Origin of the sequence: Streptomyces sp. NBRC 109706, assembly GCF_000974485.1 — a bacterium.
GTDB lineage: Bacteria > Actinomycetota > Actinomycetes > Streptomycetales > Streptomycetaceae > Streptomyces.
Genome location: NZ_BBOM01000005.1, coordinates 927,328 through 943,202, shown reverse-complemented (window position 1 = coordinate 943,202; position 15,875 = coordinate 927,328). Strand labels below are relative to the sequence as shown.

The window sequence follows — 15,875 nt, the reverse complement described above, 5'->3', positions numbered from 1 at the left end:
GACCGGGACGGCACCTCGGACACCGCCTCCCACCGGAGCCCCCACACGACGCGGGGCGACACCACGCGAGGAAGGGCACTGACACATGGGCCTGGAAGACAAGATCCCCAGCGGGTTCCTGCTCAGCACCGTCGAGGAGGTGGCCGGGCTGGCGCGGAAGAGCTCCATCTTCCCCGCCACCTTCGGTCTGGCCTGCTGCGCCATCGAGATGATGACCACCGGCGCCGGCCGCTACGACCTGGCGCGGTTCGGCATGGAGGTGTTCCGCGGCTCGCCGCGACAGGCCGATCTGATGATCGTGGCCGGTCGGGTCAGCCAGAAGATGGCGCCCGTGCTGCGCCAGGTCTACGACCAGATGCCGAACCCCAAGTGGGTTATCTCCATGGGCGTCTGCGCCTCGTCCGGCGGCATGTTCAACAACTACGCGATCGTCCAGGGCGTCGACCACATCGTCCCGGTCGACATCTACCTGCCCGGCTGCCCGCCGCGCCCCGAGATGCTGATGGACGCGATCATCAAGCTGCACTCCAAGATCCGTGAGGAGAAGCTCGGCGTCAACCGCGAGCAGGCCGCCCGGGAGGCGGAGGAGGCCGCGATGAAGGCCCTCCCCACCATCGAGATGAAGGGGCTGCTGCGGTGAGCGACGCGGGTCAGGAGAACGAGAACACGAGCACAAGCGGCGTTCCGGCGGCCAGGGGCGAGGGCGAGCCGATCGCCCGCAGGCGCGGCATGTTCGGCGCCAACAACGGCGGCGACACCAGCGGTTACGGCGGCCTCGAACGCGTCGTTCGGATGCCGGGCGCCAGCCAGCGGCCCTACGGCGGCTACTTCGACGAGGTCGCCGACGAGTTGGAGGGCGCCCTGGAGGAGCAGGGGATCGCCCCGGAGACCGCCATCGAGAAGACCGTGGTGGACCGGGACGAGATCACGTTCCACATCGCCCGCGAACACCTCCCGGTCGTCTGCCGCACGCTGCGCGACGATCCGGCGCTCCGCTTCGAGCTGTGTACCGGCGTGAGCGGCGTGCACAACCCCACGGACACGGGCCGCGAGCTGCACGCGGTCTACCACCTGCGGTCGTTGACCCACGGCCGGCTGATCCGCGTCGAGGTCAGCGTCCCGGACAGCGACCCCCATCTGCCCTCGGTCGTGGACACCTACCCGACCAACGACTGGCACGAGCGTGAGGTCTACGACTTCTTCGGCCTGGTCTTCGACGGGCACCCGGCGCTCACCCGGATCATGATGCCCGACGACTGGCAGGGCTTTCCGCAGCGCAAGGACTACCCGCTCGGCGGCATCCCCGTCGAGTACAAGGGCGCCCAGATCCCGGCACCCGACCAGCGGAGGTCGTACAGCTGATGACCACACACGCCACCCGGCCCGCCGAGGCCAGGGAGACCACCGAAGGCACGGTCTACACCGTCACCGGAGGCGACTGGGACGAGTTCGCCGCCGCCGTCGAATCTGCCGACGACGAGCGGATCGTCGTCAACATGGGTCCCCAACACCCGTCCACGCACGGGGTGTTGCGGCTGATCCTGGAGATCGACGGCGAGACGGTCACGGAGGCCCGCGCCGGCATCGGCTATCTGCACACCGGGATCGAGAAGAACCTCGAATACCGCACCTGGGCGCAGGGCCCCACGTTCGTCACGCGCATGGACTACCTGACGCCGCTCTTCAACGAGGCGGCGTACTGCCTGGGCGTGGAGAAGCTGCTCGGCATCACCGACCAGGTCCCGGACCGGGCCAGCGTGATCCGGGTGCTGCTGATGGAGGTCAACCGCCTCGCCTCGCACTTTGTCGCCGTCGCCACCGGCGGCATGGAGCTGGGCGCGACCACGGTGATGATGTACGGCTTCCGGGACCGCGAACACTGCCTGGACATCTTCGAGTTGATCACCGGGCTGCGGATGAACCACGCCTTCATCCGCCCCGGCGGCCTCGCCCAGGACCTGCCGCCCGGCGCCATCGACGCGCTGCGCGAGTACGTCAGGACGATGCGCAAGAACCTGCCCGAGTACGACAAGCTCTGCACCGGCAACCCGGTCTTCAAGGCCCGGCTGCAGGACGTCGGCTATCTCGACCTGGCCGGCGCGCTGGCGCTCGGCGCCACCGGGCCGATCCTGCGCTCCGCCGGCCTCCCGCACGACCTGCGCAAGTCCGACCCGTACTGCGGCTACGAGAACTACGACTTCGAGGTCCCCACCACCGACACCTGCGACTCCTACGGGCGGTTCCTGCTGCGCCTGGAGGAGATGCGGCAGTCGCTGCGAATCATCGAGCAGTGCGTCGAGCGGCTGGAGCCGGGCCCCGTGATGGTGGCCGACAAGAAGATCGCCTGGCCCGCCCAACTGGCCCTGGGCCCGGACGGGATGGGCAACTCGCTCGACCACATCAAGAACATCATGGGCACCTCCATGGAGGCCCTGATCCACCACTTCAAGCTGGTCACCGAGGGCTTCCGGGTCCCGGCAGGGCAGGTGTACACGGCGGTCGAGTCCGCCAAGGGCGAGCTGGGCGTGCACATGGTGAGCGACGGCGGTACCCGCCCCTACCGGGTCCACTTCCGGGACCCCTCGTTCACCAACCTCCAGTCCATGGCGGCGATGTGCGAGGGCGGCATGGTCGCCGACGTCATCGTCGCGGTGGCGTCCATCGACCCCGTGATGGGAGGCGTTGACCGATGACAGCCACCGCTGAGAACCGCGGGGTGCCGCTGGGGATGCCGCAGCCGCCGGCCGCCAGCTACCCCGCCGAGGTGAGGGCGCGGCTTGAGGCGGACGCCGCCGAGGTCGTCGCCCGCTACCCGGACAGCCGCTCCGCGCTGCTCCCGCTGCTGCACCTGGTGCAGTCGGAGGAGGGCTATGTCACCCGCACCGGCATGCAGTTCTGCGCCGACGTGCTGGAGCTGACCACGGCCGAGGTGACGGCCGTCGCCACGTTCTACTCGATGTACCGGCGCCGCCCCTCCGGCGACTACCAGGTCGGCGTCTGCACCAACACGCTCTGCGCGGTGCTCGGCGGCGACGCCATCTTCGCCGCGCTCCAGGAACACCTGGCCCTCGGCAACGGCGAGACCACCGAGGACGGCAAGGTCACGCTGGAGCACATCGAGTGCAACGCGGCCTGCGACTTCGCGCCCGTGCTGATGATCAACTGGGAGTTCTTCGACAACCAGACAGTCGAGTCCGCCAAGGCGCTCGTCGACCAGCTGCGCGCCGGCGAGGAGGTCGTCCCCACCAGGGGCGCCCCGCTCTGCGACTTCAAGCGCACCGCCCGCATCCTGGCCGGCTTCCCCGACGAACGCCCCGGCGCCGTCGCCGCCGGCGGCAGCGCCGGGCCCGCCTCGCTGGCCGGACTCCGCCTCGCCAAGGGCGAGTCGGCCCAGGGCGCGGTGGTCACCCCGCGCCACCCCGAGGTGCCGGCCCTGTCGGACGCCGAGCGGCCGGCTCAGCACCCCAGCTCCCATGACGCCCCCCAGCAGACTTCGGCGTCGGACCCGCAGCACCCCGCGGGCCCGACCGCCGAGGAGGGTGAGTGATGACCGTGACCACGGACGACGTCAACGAGACGACCCCGAGGAAGCTGCTCGCCCCCGTGCTGTCCGAGGCCTGGGACCAGCCCGAGTCCTGGACGCTCGACGTCTACCGCAAGAACGGCGGCTACCGGGGCCTGGGCAAGGCGCTGGCCATGGCGCCCGACGATGTCATCGCCTACGTCAAGGAGTCCGGGCTGCGCGGCCGGGGCGGCGCCGGCTTCCCCACCGGGATGAAGTGGCAGTTCATCCCGCAGGGCGACGGCAAACCGCACTACCTGGTGGTCAACGCGGACGAGTCCGAGCCGGGGACCTGCAAGGACATCCCGCTGCTCTACGCCAACCCGCACTCCCTCGTCGAGGGCATCATCATCGCCTGCCACGCGATCCGCTCCAACCACGCCTTCATCTATCTGCGCGGCGAGGTCGTGCCCGTGCTGCGCCGCCTCCACGCCGCCGTGGCCGAGGCGCACGCCGCCGGCTACCTCGGCAAGGGCGCGCTCGGCGAGGGCGGCGATCTGGAGATCACCGTGCACGCCGGCGCCGGCGCCTATATCTGCGGCGAGGAGACCGCGCTGCTCGACTCCCTGGAGGGCCGACGCGGACAGCCCAGGCTCCGCCCGCCGTTCCCCGCCGTGGCCGGCCTCTACGCCTGCCCCACCGTGGTGAACAACGTCGAGTCGATCGCCTCGGTTCCCGCCATCATGGACCGGGGCAAGGACTGGTTCCGCTCCATGGGCAGCGAGAAGTCCCCCGGGTTCACGCTCTACTCCCTGTCGGGACATGTCGCCCGCCCCGGCCAGTACGAGGCGCCGCTCGGCATCACGCTGCGCGAACTCCTCCAGCTCAGCGGCGGAATGCGCCCGGGCCACCGGCTGAAGTTCTGGACGCCGGGCGGCTCGTCCACGCCGCTGCTCACCGACGAACACCTCGACGTCCCGCTGGACTACGAGGGCGTCGGCGCCGCCGGATCCATGCTCGGCACCAAGGCCCTGCAGTGCTTCGACGAGACCACCTGCGTGGTCCGCGCCGTCACCCGCTGGACCGAGTTCTACGCCCACGAGTCCTGCGGCAAGTGCACCCCCTGCCGTGAGGGCACCTACTGGCTGGTCCAGTTGATGCGCGACATCGAGGCCGGCAAGGCGCTGCTCAGCGATCTGGACAAGATCGCCGACATCGCCGACAACATCAACGGCAAGTCGTTCTGCGCCCTCGGCGACGGCGCGGCCAGCCCGATCTACTCCTCGCTCAAACACTTCCGCGCCGAGTACGAACAGCACATCACCGAGCGCGGCTGCCCCTTCGACCCCGCCAAGTCCACCGCCTGGTCGGACAGCGCGACCCACCAGGAGGTGAACGCATGACGGTCACCACCGACGCCAAGAGCGGTGGCGGGCAGGCAGCCAAGCCGCCCCGGGCCGATCTGGTCACCCTGACCATCGACGGCATCGAGATCTCCGTGCCCAAGGGCACCCTGGTGATCCGGGCCGCCGAACAACTCGGCATCGAGATCCCCCGGTTCTGCGACCATCCGCTGCTCGACCCGGCCGGCGCCTGCCGGCAGTGCATCGTGGAGGTGGAGGGCCAGCGCAAGCCGATGGCCTCCTGCACCATCACCTGCACCGAGGGCATGGTGGTCCGCACCCATCTCACCTCGCCGGTCGCCGAGAAGGCACAGCGCGGCGTGATGGAGCTGCTGCTGATCAACCACCCGCTGGACTGCCCGGTCTGCGACAAGGGCGGCGAATGCCCCCTGCAGAACCAGGCGATGTCGCACGGCGATCCGGACAGCCGCTTCGACGGCGCCAAGCGCACCTACGAGAAGCCGGTGCCGATCTCGGCACAGGTGCTGCTGGACCGCGAGCGCTGTGTGCTCTGCGCCCGCTGCACCCGCTTCTCCAACCAGGTCGCCGGCGACCCGATGATCGAACTCATCGAGCGCGGCGCGCTCCAGCAGGTCGGCACCGGACAGGGGGACCCGTTCGAGTCCTACTTCTCCGGCAACACCATCCAGATCTGCCCGGTCGGCGCCCTCACCTCGGCCGCCTACCGGTTCCGTTCCCGCCCGTTCGACCTGGTCTCCTCGCCCAGCGTCTGCGAGCACTGCGCCGGCGGCTGCGCCACCCGTACCGACCACCGGCGCGGCAAGGTGATGCGCCGGCTGGCCGCCGACGAACCCGAGGTCAACGAGGAGTGGATCTGCGACAAGGGCCGCTTCGCGTTCCGCTACGCCCAGCGCCCCGACCGGCTCACCGTCCCGCTGGTGCGGGACGCCGAGACGGGTGAACTGGCCCCCGCCAGCTGGCCGGAGGCGCTGCGCGCCGCGGCCGCCGGGCTGGCCGGCGCCAGGGGCCGGGCCGGCGTCCTCACCGGCGGACGGCTCACCGTCGAGGACACCTACGCCTACGCCAAGTTCGCCAGGGTCGCCCTCGGCAGCAACGACATCGACTTCCGCGCCCGGGTGCACAGCCCGGAGGAGGCCGCGTTCCTCGCCAGCCGGATCGCGGGCCACGGCCAGGACCTGGACGGCGCCGGAGTCACCTACCGCGCCCTGGAGTCGGCCCCCGCCGTGCTGCTGGTCGGCTTCGAGTCCGAGGAGGAGGCCCCCGGCGTCTTCCTGCGGCTGCGCAAGGCCAACCGCAAGCACGGCCAGCGGATCTTCAGCATCGCCAGCCACATCACCCGTGGCCTGGCCAAGACGGACGGCACGCTGCTGCCGGCCGCGCCCGGCACCGAGCCCGACTGGCTGGAGGCGCTCGCCGGCAACGACCCGGCGCTCGGCGCCGAGGGCCGGCGCGCCGCCGAGGCGCTGCGCCAGCCCGGCGCCCTGCTGATCGTCGGCGAGCGGCTGGCCGGCGTGTCCGGCGGGTACACGGCGGCCGTGGCCGCCGGCGCCGCGACCGGCGCGACGCTGGTGTGGATCCCGCGCCGGGCCGGCGAGCGGGGCGCGATCGAGACGGGCGCGCTGCCCGGGCTGCTGCCCGGCGGCCGGCCCGAGTCGGACGCCGACGCCCGCCGCGAGGTGGCCGCCGCCTGGGGCCTGGGCGCGCTGCCCGAGGCGCCGGCCAGGGACACCGCCGGCATCCTCGCCGCCGCCGCCGAAGGCGCGTTGGACGCCCTGGTGGTGGCCGGTGTCGAGGTGGCCGACCTGCCGGATCCCGCGCTCGCCCGCAGGGCGTTGGACACGGTCGCCGAGCGTGGCTTCCTGCTCAGCCTGGAGCTGCGTCCTTCCGAGGTGACCGAACGGGCCGACGTGGTGCTGCCGGTCTCGGCCGTGGTCGAGAAGGAGGGCACCTTCCTCAACTGGGAGGGCCGCGCCCGCCCGTTCGCCGCCGCCATCAAGCCCGACCAGATGACCAGGCGGCAGACCCAGACCGACGCCCGCGCGCTCCAGATGCTGGCCGACGCGATGGACGTCCACCTGGGCCTGCCCGATATCAACACGCTGCGCGCCGAGTTGGACGGACTCGCCGAGTGGACGGGCGCCCTGCCGCTCGGCCCGACCGCGACGCCCACCGAACTGCCCCGACCGGGGGCCGGCGAGGCGGTGCTCGCCGGGCACCGACTCCTGCTCGACCAGGGCCTGTTGCAGCAGGGCGACGAGGCGCTGGCCGCCACCCGGCACGCCGCCGTCGCGCGCCTCTCGCCGGCCACCGCCGAGGAGGCCGGCGTCGCCCACGGCGATCCGCTCGCCGTGACCGGGCCCGCCGGCACGGTCACCCTGCCGCTGTATGTGACCGACGAGCTGCCGGACCGCGTGGTCTGGCTGCCGCTGAACTCCGTTGGCGGCGGCGCCTACCAGGACCTGGGCGCCCGCCCGGGCCAGCTGGTCCAGGTCGCCGCCTTGACTTCGGCCGCTTCGCAGGCCACCGAGGAGGTGAACGCGTGATGCTGGCCGAGGAACTCACGACCGGGCTGGCGGCGGAGGCCGATCTGTCCATGTTCGGCGACGACCCCTTCTGGCTGGTCCTGATCAAGGCCGTCTTCTGCTTCGCGTTCCTGCTGGGCACGGTGCTGGTCTGCATCGTGATGGAGCGCAAGGTGCTCGGCTGGATGCAGCTGCGCATCGGCCCCAACCGGGCCGGGCCCTGGGGCCTGCTCCAGTCGCTCGCCGACGGCATCAAGCTGATGCTGAAGGAGGACATCGTCGTCAAGGGCTCCGACAAGGTGCTCTTCGTCATGGCGCCGATGCTCGCGACGATCCCGGCGCTGATGGCGATCGCGGTGATCCCGTTCGGCCCGGCCGACGATCCGGTGAGCATCTTCGGCACCCAGACGGTGCTCCAACTCACCGATCTGCCGGTCGCGTTGCTCTATGTGCTGGCCACCGCGGCGATCGCGGTCTACGGCACGGTGCTCGCCGGCTGGTCCTCCGGATCCACCTACCCGCTGCTCGGCGGGGTGCGGGCCACGGCGCAGATCATCTCCTACGAGGTCGCCATGGGCCTCAGCTTCGCCGCCGTCTTCCTCTACTCCGGATCGATGTCCACCTCGGCCATCGTGGAGGCGCAGGAGGACCGCTGGTTCATGATCCTGCTCCCGGTGTCGTTCCTGATCTACATGATCGCCATGGTCGGCGAGGCGCACCGCCCGCCGTTCGACATGCCGGAGTCCGAGGGCGACCTGGTCGGCGGGTATCTCACCGAGTACTCGTCCATCAAGTTCGCCTTCTTCATGATGTCCGAGTACATCCACACGGTCACCGTCTCGGCCCTGATGGTCACCCTCTTCCTCGGCGGCTGGCGGGCGCCGGCGCCGCTCAGCTTCTGGGAGGGCGCCAACTCCGGCTGGTGGCCGATGCTCTGGTTCACCGTGAAGCTGGTCGCGGTCATCTTCTTCTTCGTCTGGATCCGCGCCTCGCTGCCCCGGGTGCGCTACGACCAGTTCATGGTGCTGGGCTGGAAGGTCCTGATCCCGATCGCGCTGGTCTGGCTGATGCTGGTGGCCACCGTGCGGGCGATGCAGAACGAGGACTACGGCTTCCAGGACATCGTGCTCTGGGTGGCCGGCGGAGTGCTGGTCCTGCTGTTGCTCTCGCTGGTCGTCGACTTCCTCAGGGACCGCTCCGAACAGCGGCGCGAGGCCGCCGAGGAGGAGCAGCCGGAGGAGCCGTTCGACCCGCTGGCCGGCGGGTATCCGGTGCCGCCACTGCCAGGGCAGACCCTGCCACCGGTGCCGAGGCGCCGCTCCAGGGCCGAGAGGGCCGCCGGGTCCGCCGGATCCGAGGGATCCGAGGGATCCGAGGCAGACGAGAAGGCGGGCGCCGCCATCACGTCCGAGGGAAAGGAGGGTGACGATGCCTGAGTTCCACAATCCGGTGGCCGGCTTCGGCGTGACCTTCAAGGCCATGTTCAAGAAGCGGATGACCGAGCAGTACCCGGAGGAGAAGAAGCCGACCGCGCCCCGTTTCCACGGCCGGCACCAGCTCAACCGGCATCCGGACGGCCTGGAGAAGTGCATCGGCTGCGAGCTGTGCGCCTGGGCCTGTCCCGCCGACGCGATCTATGTGGAGGGCGCGGACAACACCGAGGAGGAGCGCTACTCCCCGGGCGAACGCTACGGCCGCGTCTACCAGATCAACTATCTGCGCTGCATCCTCTGCGGACTCTGCGTGGAGGCGTGCCCCACCCGCGCGCTCACCATGACCAACGAGTACGAGCTGGCGGACCGTTCGCGCGCCTCCCTGATCTACACCAAGGAGGAGCTGCTCTCCGGGCTCAGGGACGGCATGGTCGAGGCGCCGCACGCGATGTACCCGGGCACGGACGAACAGTCCTACTACCGGGGCGAGGTCACCGAGGCCGCGCAGGGCACCGTGCGGCAGGTCGCCTGGTCCAAGGGCGAGACGCCCGAAGGGGCCGAGGCCGACGACGCGTTGGCCGCCGCCTCCCGGCTGACCGACCCCAAGGGCCCGGCCGATTCGGAGGTGCGCTCATGAGCGCCCTCGCCTCGCTGGCCGCCGGGACGTCGCTGGCCGCCGAGACGTCCACCTCCACGGGCGAGGCCCTGCAGTTCTGGCTACTCGGCCCGATCGCGCTGCTCGGTGGCCTCGGCACGGTGCTGATGAAGCGCGCGGTGTACTCCGCGCTCTGCCTCGCCGGCACCATGGTGATCCTGGCGCTGTTCTACCTGGCCAACGGCGCCTACTTCCTCGGCATGGTGCAGATCGTCGTCTACACCGGCGCCGTGATGATGCTCTTCCTCTTCGTGCTGATGCTGGTCGGCGTCAGCCATACCGACACGCTCAAGGAGACGCTGAAGGGCCAGCGTTGGGTGGCCGCCGGGCTCGGCCTCGGCGTCGGCCTGCTGCTGGTCTCCGGCATCGGCCAGGCGTCGACGGGCTCCTTCACCGGCCTCGCCCAGGCCAACTCCGAGGGCAACGTCCAGGGGTTGGCCTCGCTGCTCTTCACCCGCTATGTGGTGGCCTTCGAGGTCACCGGGGTGCTGCTGACCATCGCCGCCATCGGCGCCACGCTGCTCACCCACCGCGAGCGCCTGGAGCGCGCCAAGAGCCAGCGCGAGCTGGCCGAGGCGCGGGTGCGCGGCGGCAAGCAGCTCCCGCCGCTGCCGGCGCCCGGCGTCTACGCCCGCCACAACGGCGTCGACCTGCCGGGCCTGCTGCCCGACGGCACCCCGTCGGAGCTGACCGTCAACCCGACGCTGCGCGCCCGTGGTCAGGTGCGCGAGGTGCACGAGGACGCGCTCGCCGCGGTCCGTGCGCTGGAGCAGCGCACCAACCGGCACCACGGCCGCGAGGAGGCCCCGGGCCGCCCGGGTGCCACCGGAGCCGGCCGAGGCGGAACGGACGGCGAGGGCGCCCCCGGTGACGCCAAGAACGCCGAGGAGGCCAGGAAGTGAGCCCGGAGAACTATCTCTACTTGGCGGCGCTGCTCTTCACCGTGGGCGCCTGCGGCGTGCTGCTGCGGCGGAACGCGATCGTGGTGTTCATGTGCGTGGAGCTGATGCTCAACGCCGCCAATCTGGCGCTGGTCACCTTCTCCCGTATGCACGGCAATCTCGACGGCCAGATCATGGCCTTCTTCGTGATGGTCGTGGCCGCCGCCGAGGTGGTGGTCGGGTTGGCGATCATCGTCACCGTCTACCGCTCCCGTCATTCGGCCTCGGTTGACGACGCCAGTCTGATGAAGCTGTAAGGGGACGTGAACCAGTGGAGTCATTGATCGGACTGCTCGTCGGCGCGCCGCTGCTGGGCGCCGCGCTGCTGTTGGTGGGCGGGCGCCGCCTGGACAGGACGGGCCACTGGCTGGCGACCGGCCTGGCGGCCGTCTCCTTCGTCCTCGCCGCCGTGTTGTTCTTCGACCTGCTCGGTCGGGACGGCGAGGACCGTGCCCTGCACCAGCACCTCTTCAGTTGGGTGCCGGTGGCGGACTTCCAGGCGGATGTGGCGTTCCAGCTCGACCAGCTGTCGATGACGTTCGTCCTGCTGATCACGAGCGTGGGCACGCTGATTCACCTCTACTCGATCGGCTATATGGAGCACGACGAGCGGCGGCGGCGGTTCTTCGCCTATCTGAACCTCTTCCTCGCGGCGATGCTGCTGCTGGTGCTCGCCGACAACTACCTGCTGCTCTACGTCGGTTGGGAGGGCGTCGGGCTCGCCTCGTTCCTGCTGATCAGCTTCTGGCAGCACAAGCCGAGCGCGGCGACCGCCGGCAAGAAGGCGTTCGTGGTCAACCGGGTCGGCGATGTGGGCCTCTCCATCGCGATCCTGCTGATGTTCACCACCTTCGGCAGCTTCGCCTTCGAGCCGGTGCTGGCCAACGCGACGGAGACCTCGGAGGGCACGCTCACCGCGATCGGCCTGATGTTGCTGCTGGCCGCCTGCGGCAAGTCGGCGCAGGTGCCGCTCCAGTCCTGGCTGGGCGACGCGATGGAGGGCCCGACCCCGGTCTCGGCCCTGATCCACGCCGCCACCATGGTGACCGCCGGCGTCTATCTGATCACCCGCTCCGGGGCGATCTTCAATGCGGCGCCCGACGCGCAGACCGTGGTGGTCGTGGTCGGCGCGGTGACGCTGCTCTTCGGTGCGATCGTCGGTTGCGCCAAGGACGACATCAAGAAGGCGCTCGCCGGCTCGACCATGTCGCAGATCGGCTACATGATGCTGGCCGCCGGGCTCGGCCCGGTCGGCTATGTCTTCGCCATCATGCACCTGGTCACCCACGGCTTCTTCAAGGCCGGCCTCTTCCTCGGCGCCGGATCCGTGATGCACGGCATGAACGACGAGGTCGACATGCGGCGTTACGGCGGCCTCCGGAAGTACATGCCGATCACCTTCGTCACGTTCGGCCTGGCCTATCTGGCGATCATCGGCTTCCCCTATCTCTCCGGATACTTCTCCAAGGACGAGATCATCTACGCCGGTTTCAGCCAGGGCGGCACCGAGGGCTGGATCCTCGGCGGCGTGATGCTGCTGGGCGCCGCGCTCACCGCGTACTACATGACGCGGATCATGCTGCTGACGTTCTTCGGCGAGAAGCGGTGGCAGCCGGACGCCCAGGGCCACGAGCCGCATCCGCACGAGTCCCCGCTCTCCATGACCATCCCGATGATGGTGCTGGCGGTCGGCTCGGTCGGCGCCGGTTTCTTCTTCAACCTGGACGAGCGGTTCGTGCACTGGCTGGAGCCGGTCACCGGCCTCGACCACGGCGACTCCCCGGTCAGCCATGGCACGGTCGCGCTGGCCGCGACCGGCGTGATGGTGCTGGGCGTCGTCGCCGCCTGGTGGCAGTACGGCCGCCGCCCGGTGCCGGTGGTGGCGCCGCGCGGCCGCTGGATCACCAGGGCGGCCCGCCGCGATCTGCTCCAGGACGACTTCAACCACGCCGCGTTCGTGGCGCCGGGGAACTACCTGACCCGTGGACTGGTCTATCTGGACCACAAGTTGGTGGACGGTGTGGTCAACGGCACCGCCGCCTCGTTCGGTGGTCTCTCCGGTCGGCTGCGCCGGGTCCAGAACGGATTCGCCCGCTCATACGCGGTATCGATGTTCGGCGGTGCGGCAGTGCTGATCGCCGCGACCCTGCTGATGAGGGCGGTCTGATATGTCATTTCCCCTGCTGACGGCCACGGCGCTGACGCCCGCCATCGGCGCCGTCGTCACCGCGTCGGTGCCGGCCGCCCGGCGGACCCTGGCCAAGTGGACGGCGCTGTTCTTCTCGCTGGTCACGGTCGGCTTCGCCGCGGCCGTGCTGCTGCGCTTCGACACGGGTTCCGGCGCGGACCGCTTCCAGCTGACGGAGTCCCGTTCCTGGATCGAGGACTTCGGCGTCCGCTACGAACTGGGCGTGGACGGCATCGGCGTGGCGATGATCGCGCTGACCGCCGTGCTGATCCCGTTCCTGATCGGCGCCGGCTGGAAGGACGCCGACCCGGAGGAGGGCGCCGAGGAGAACGGGGCGGGCGCCGAGAACCGCCGCTGGCGGCCGACCCAGGCGTTCTTCGCGCTGATCCTGCTGGTCGAGGCGATGGTCGTGATGTCCTTCGCGGCCACCGACATCTTCCTCTTCTACATCTTCTTCGAAGCCATGCTGATCCCGATGTACTTCCTCATCGGGGGCTTCGGCGACCGCGCCGGCGAGCAGGGCGAGGAGGGGCAGGCGCGGCAACGCTCCTACGCCGCCGTCAAGTTCCTGCTCTACAACCTGGTCGGTGGCCTGGTGATGCTGGCGGCCGTGATCGGCCTCTATGTCGCCACGGCCGACCAGCTGCCGGAGGGCACGTTCTCCCTCCAGCAGATCCTCCAGGCGCGGGCCGCCGGCGAGTTGGACTTCGGCACCGGCACCGAGCGGTGGCTCTTCCTCGGCTTCTTCGTGGCGTTCGCCATCAAGGCGCCGCTGTGGCCGCTGCACACCTGGCTGCCCAACGCGATGGGCGAGTCGACGGCCCCGGTCGCGGTGCTGATCACGGCCGTGGTCGACAAGGTCGGCACCTTCGCGATGCTGCGGTTCTGCCTGGGCCTCTTCCCCGAGGCCAGCGACTGGGCCACCCCCGTGGTGCTCGGCCTGGCCCTGGTCAGCATCATCTACGGCGCGCTGTTGGCGCTGGGCCAGCGGGACATCAAGCGGCTGATCGCCTACGCGTCGATCAGCCACTTCGGCTTCATCGTGCTGGGCATCTTCGCGATGACCAGCCAGGGCCAGAGCGGCGCGACGCTCTACATGGTCAACCACGGGGTCGCCACGGCCGCGTTGCTGCTGGTGGCCGGCTTCCTGATCGCCCGCAGGGGCTCCCGACTGATTCAGGACTACGGCGGGGTGCAGAAGCCGGCGCCCAAGCTGGCCGGCGCCTTCCTGATCGGTGGTCTGGCCACCCTCTCGCTGCCCGGACTCGGCCCGTTCGTCTCCGAGTTCCTGGTGCTGGTCGGCACCTTCAGCCGCTACAAGGTGGCCGGGATCATCGCCTGTGTCGGCATCGTGCTGGCGGCGCTCTATGTGCTGGTGCTCTACCAGCGCACCATGACGGGCCCCGTCAAGCCCGGGATCGAGAAGCTGCCCGATCTGAAGGTGCGGGAGATCGCCGTGGTGGCGCCGCTGGTCGCGCTGCTGATCTTCCTCGGCGTCTTCCCCAAGGCGCTCACCGACATCGTCAACCCGGCCGTCGAGCACACGCTCTCGGACGTCGGCAAGACGGACCCAGAACCTGAACTGCCCGCAGTGGAGGCCGCACCGTGAATGAACTGCAGGCCCCGGACATCGAATGGGTCGCGCTCTCGCCGAGCCTGATCGTGTTCGGCGCCGCCATCGTAGGCGTGCTGATCGAGGCGTTCCTGCCGCGCCGGCAGCGGTACTACGCCGAAGTGGCCGTGTCCGCACTGGCGTTGGCCGGTGCGTTCGCCGCCGTGATCGGTCTGGCCGCCAGCGGACACGGCACCGAGGAGGCGCAGATCGCCGGCATGGGCGCGCTGGCCGTCGACGGTCCCGCGCTCTTCCTCCAGGGCGTGATCGCGCTGGTGGGTCTGGTGTCGGTGGCGCTCTTCGCCGAACGGCGCCTTGAGCCGGCGGTGCACGGCGCCCGGGTCGACTCGTTCGCCGCGGCCCCGGCCGCTGTGCCGGGCGGCCCCGCCGAACAGGAGGCCGTCAAGGCCGGACGCACCACCACGGAGATCTTCCCGCTGCTGCTCTTCGCGGTCGGCGGGATGCTGCTCTTTGTCGCGGCCAACGACCTGTTGGTGCTGTTCATCGCCCTTGAGGTGCTGTCCCTTCCGCTGTATCTGCTCTGCGCGCTGGCCCGCAGGCGGCGGCTGCTCTCCCAGGAGGCGGCCGTCAAGTACTTCCTGCTGGGCGCGTTCGCCTCCGCGTTCCTGCTCTTCGGCGTGGCCCTGCTCTACGGCTACGCGGGCACCGTCTCCTATGCCGGCATCGCCGATGTGGTGGCCGGCGAGCCGGGCGCCATCGAGCCGGGCCTGGCCGGGACGATGGGCAACGACGCGCTGCTGCTGATCGGCGGCGCCCTGCTGGTGATGGGCCTGCTGTTCAAGGTGGGCGCCGTGCCGTTCCACATGTGGACGCCTGACGTCTACCAGGGCGCGCCGACCCCGGTCACCGGCTTCATGGCCGCGGCCACCAAGGTCGCCGCCTTCGGCGCCCTGCTGCGGCTGCTCTATGTGGTGCTGCCGGGCCTGCGGTGGGACTGGGAGCCGGTGCTGTGGGGCGTGACCATCGCCTCCATGGTCGGCGGCGCGGTCGTCGCCATCACCCAGACCGACGTCAAGCGGCTGCTGGCCTACTCCTCCATCGCGCACGCCGGGTTCATCCTGGCCGGCGTGGTGTCGCTGTCGGAGGACGGCGTCTCCTCGGTGCTGTTCTACCTGGGCGCCTACTCCCTGGTGACGCTGGGCGCGTTCGCCGTGGTGACGCTGGTGCGGGACTCCGGCGGCGAGGCGACGCACCTCTCCAAGTGGGCGGGGCTCGGGCGGCGTTCGCCGCTGCTGGCCTCGGTCTTCGCGCTGTTCCTGCTGGCCTTCGCCGGTATCCCGCTGACCTCCGGCTTCTCCGGCAAGTTCGCCGTCTTCCGGGCGGCGGCCGATTCGGGCGCCATGGGCCTGGTGGTGGTCGGCGTGCTGGCCTCGGCGATCGCCGCGTTCTTCTATGTCCGGGTGATCGTGCTGATGTTCTTCAGCGAGCCCAAGCCCGACGGTCCCTCGGTGGTGATCCCCTCGCCGCTGACCAGCTCGGTGATCGGCCTGGCCGCCGTGGCCACCGTGGCGCTCGGTGTGGCGCCGCAGTACTTCCTCGATCTGGCCGGTCAGGCCGGGGTCTTCGTCCGCTGACCGCTCGGGCGGCGCGCGACACGACGGCGGCCCGGCACCCGC

At 70.4% G+C, this 15,875-nt stretch carries 13 protein-coding genes; all 13 read left to right on the top strand.

Annotation, left to right across the window (positions count from 1 at the left end):
* Positions 1-85 precede the first annotated feature (85 nt).
* From AOM46_RS09070 to nuoN, 13 genes are read left to right on the top strand one after another with little or no spacing between them, the layout of a single operon-like run.
* Entirely contained in the window at positions 86-640 is a 555-nt protein-coding gene (locus AOM46_RS09070) for an NADH-quinone oxidoreductase subunit B family protein (protein WP_062207854.1), read from the top strand.
* Entirely contained in the window at positions 637-1,362 is a 726-nt protein-coding gene (locus tag AOM46_RS09065) for an NADH-quinone oxidoreductase subunit C (RefSeq protein WP_062207851.1), read from the top strand. Before AOM46_RS09070 ends, AOM46_RS09065 begins: the two co-directional genes overlap by 4 nt.
* Positions 1,359-2,693 (top strand): NADH-quinone oxidoreductase subunit D, encoded by a 1,335-nt coding sequence (locus AOM46_RS09060; RefSeq protein WP_370592672.1) that lies wholly within the window; start codon positions 1,359-1,361, stop codon positions 2,691-2,693. The genes AOM46_RS09065 and AOM46_RS09060 overlap by 4 nt, the downstream gene beginning before the upstream one ends.
* The gene (gene nuoE, locus AOM46_RS09055; protein WP_062207845.1) at positions 2,690-3,547 is read left to right on the top strand and encodes an NADH-quinone oxidoreductase subunit NuoE; all 858 of its coding nucleotides are present in this window, start codon (positions 2,690-2,692) and stop codon (positions 3,545-3,547) included. Before AOM46_RS09060 ends, nuoE begins: the two co-directional genes overlap by 4 nt.
* Positions 3,547-4,905: an NADH-quinone oxidoreductase subunit NuoF gene (gene nuoF / locus AOM46_RS09050; RefSeq protein WP_062207842.1), complete on the top strand. Its 1,359-nt coding sequence runs from the start codon at positions 3,547-3,549 to the stop codon at positions 4,903-4,905. The genes nuoE and nuoF overlap by 1 nt, the downstream gene beginning before the upstream one ends.
* Positions 4,902-7,430, top strand: a complete 2,529-nt coding sequence (locus AOM46_RS09045; protein ID WP_062207839.1) for an NADH-quinone oxidoreductase subunit G — start codon at positions 4,902-4,904, stop codon at positions 7,428-7,430. The genes nuoF and AOM46_RS09045 overlap by 4 nt, the downstream gene beginning before the upstream one ends.
* Positions 7,430-8,845, top strand: a complete 1,416-nt coding sequence (gene nuoH, locus AOM46_RS09040) for an NADH-quinone oxidoreductase subunit NuoH (RefSeq protein WP_062207836.1) — start codon at positions 7,430-7,432, stop codon at positions 8,843-8,845. The genes AOM46_RS09045 and nuoH overlap by 1 nt, the downstream gene beginning before the upstream one ends.
* Positions 8,838-9,479 carry an NADH-quinone oxidoreductase subunit NuoI gene (gene nuoI / locus AOM46_RS09035; protein ID WP_062207834.1) on the top strand — a complete coding sequence of 214 codons (642 nt, stop codon included), beginning with the start codon at positions 8,838-8,840 and terminating at the stop codon, positions 9,477-9,479. Before nuoH ends, nuoI begins: the two co-directional genes overlap by 8 nt.
* On the top strand, positions 9,476-10,399 hold the full coding sequence (locus AOM46_RS09030) for an NADH-quinone oxidoreductase subunit J (protein ID WP_062207830.1): 924 nt from the start codon (positions 9,476-9,478) through the stop codon (positions 10,397-10,399). The genes nuoI and AOM46_RS09030 overlap by 4 nt, the downstream gene beginning before the upstream one ends.
* Positions 10,396-10,695, top strand: coding sequence for an NADH-quinone oxidoreductase subunit NuoK (nuoK, locus tag AOM46_RS09025; protein ID WP_062207827.1), 300 nt, complete (start codon positions 10,396-10,398; stop codon positions 10,693-10,695). The genes AOM46_RS09030 and nuoK overlap by 4 nt, the downstream gene beginning before the upstream one ends.
* A gap of 14 nt (positions 10,696-10,709) precedes the next feature.
* The gene (gene nuoL, locus AOM46_RS09020) at positions 10,710-12,605 is read left to right on the top strand and encodes an NADH-quinone oxidoreductase subunit L (protein WP_062207824.1); all 1,896 of its coding nucleotides are present in this window, start codon (positions 10,710-10,712) and stop codon (positions 12,603-12,605) included.
* A gap of 1 nt (position 12,606) precedes the next feature.
* Positions 12,607-14,235 (top strand): NADH-quinone oxidoreductase subunit M, encoded by a 1,629-nt coding sequence (locus AOM46_RS09015; RefSeq protein ID WP_062207821.1) that lies wholly within the window; start codon positions 12,607-12,609, stop codon positions 14,233-14,235.
* Entirely contained in the window at positions 14,232-15,833 is a 1,602-nt protein-coding gene (gene nuoN, locus AOM46_RS09010; protein ID WP_062207818.1) for an NADH-quinone oxidoreductase subunit NuoN, read from the top strand. The genes AOM46_RS09015 and nuoN overlap by 4 nt, the downstream gene beginning before the upstream one ends.
* The last annotated feature ends 42 nt before the right edge of the window (positions 15,834-15,875 follow it).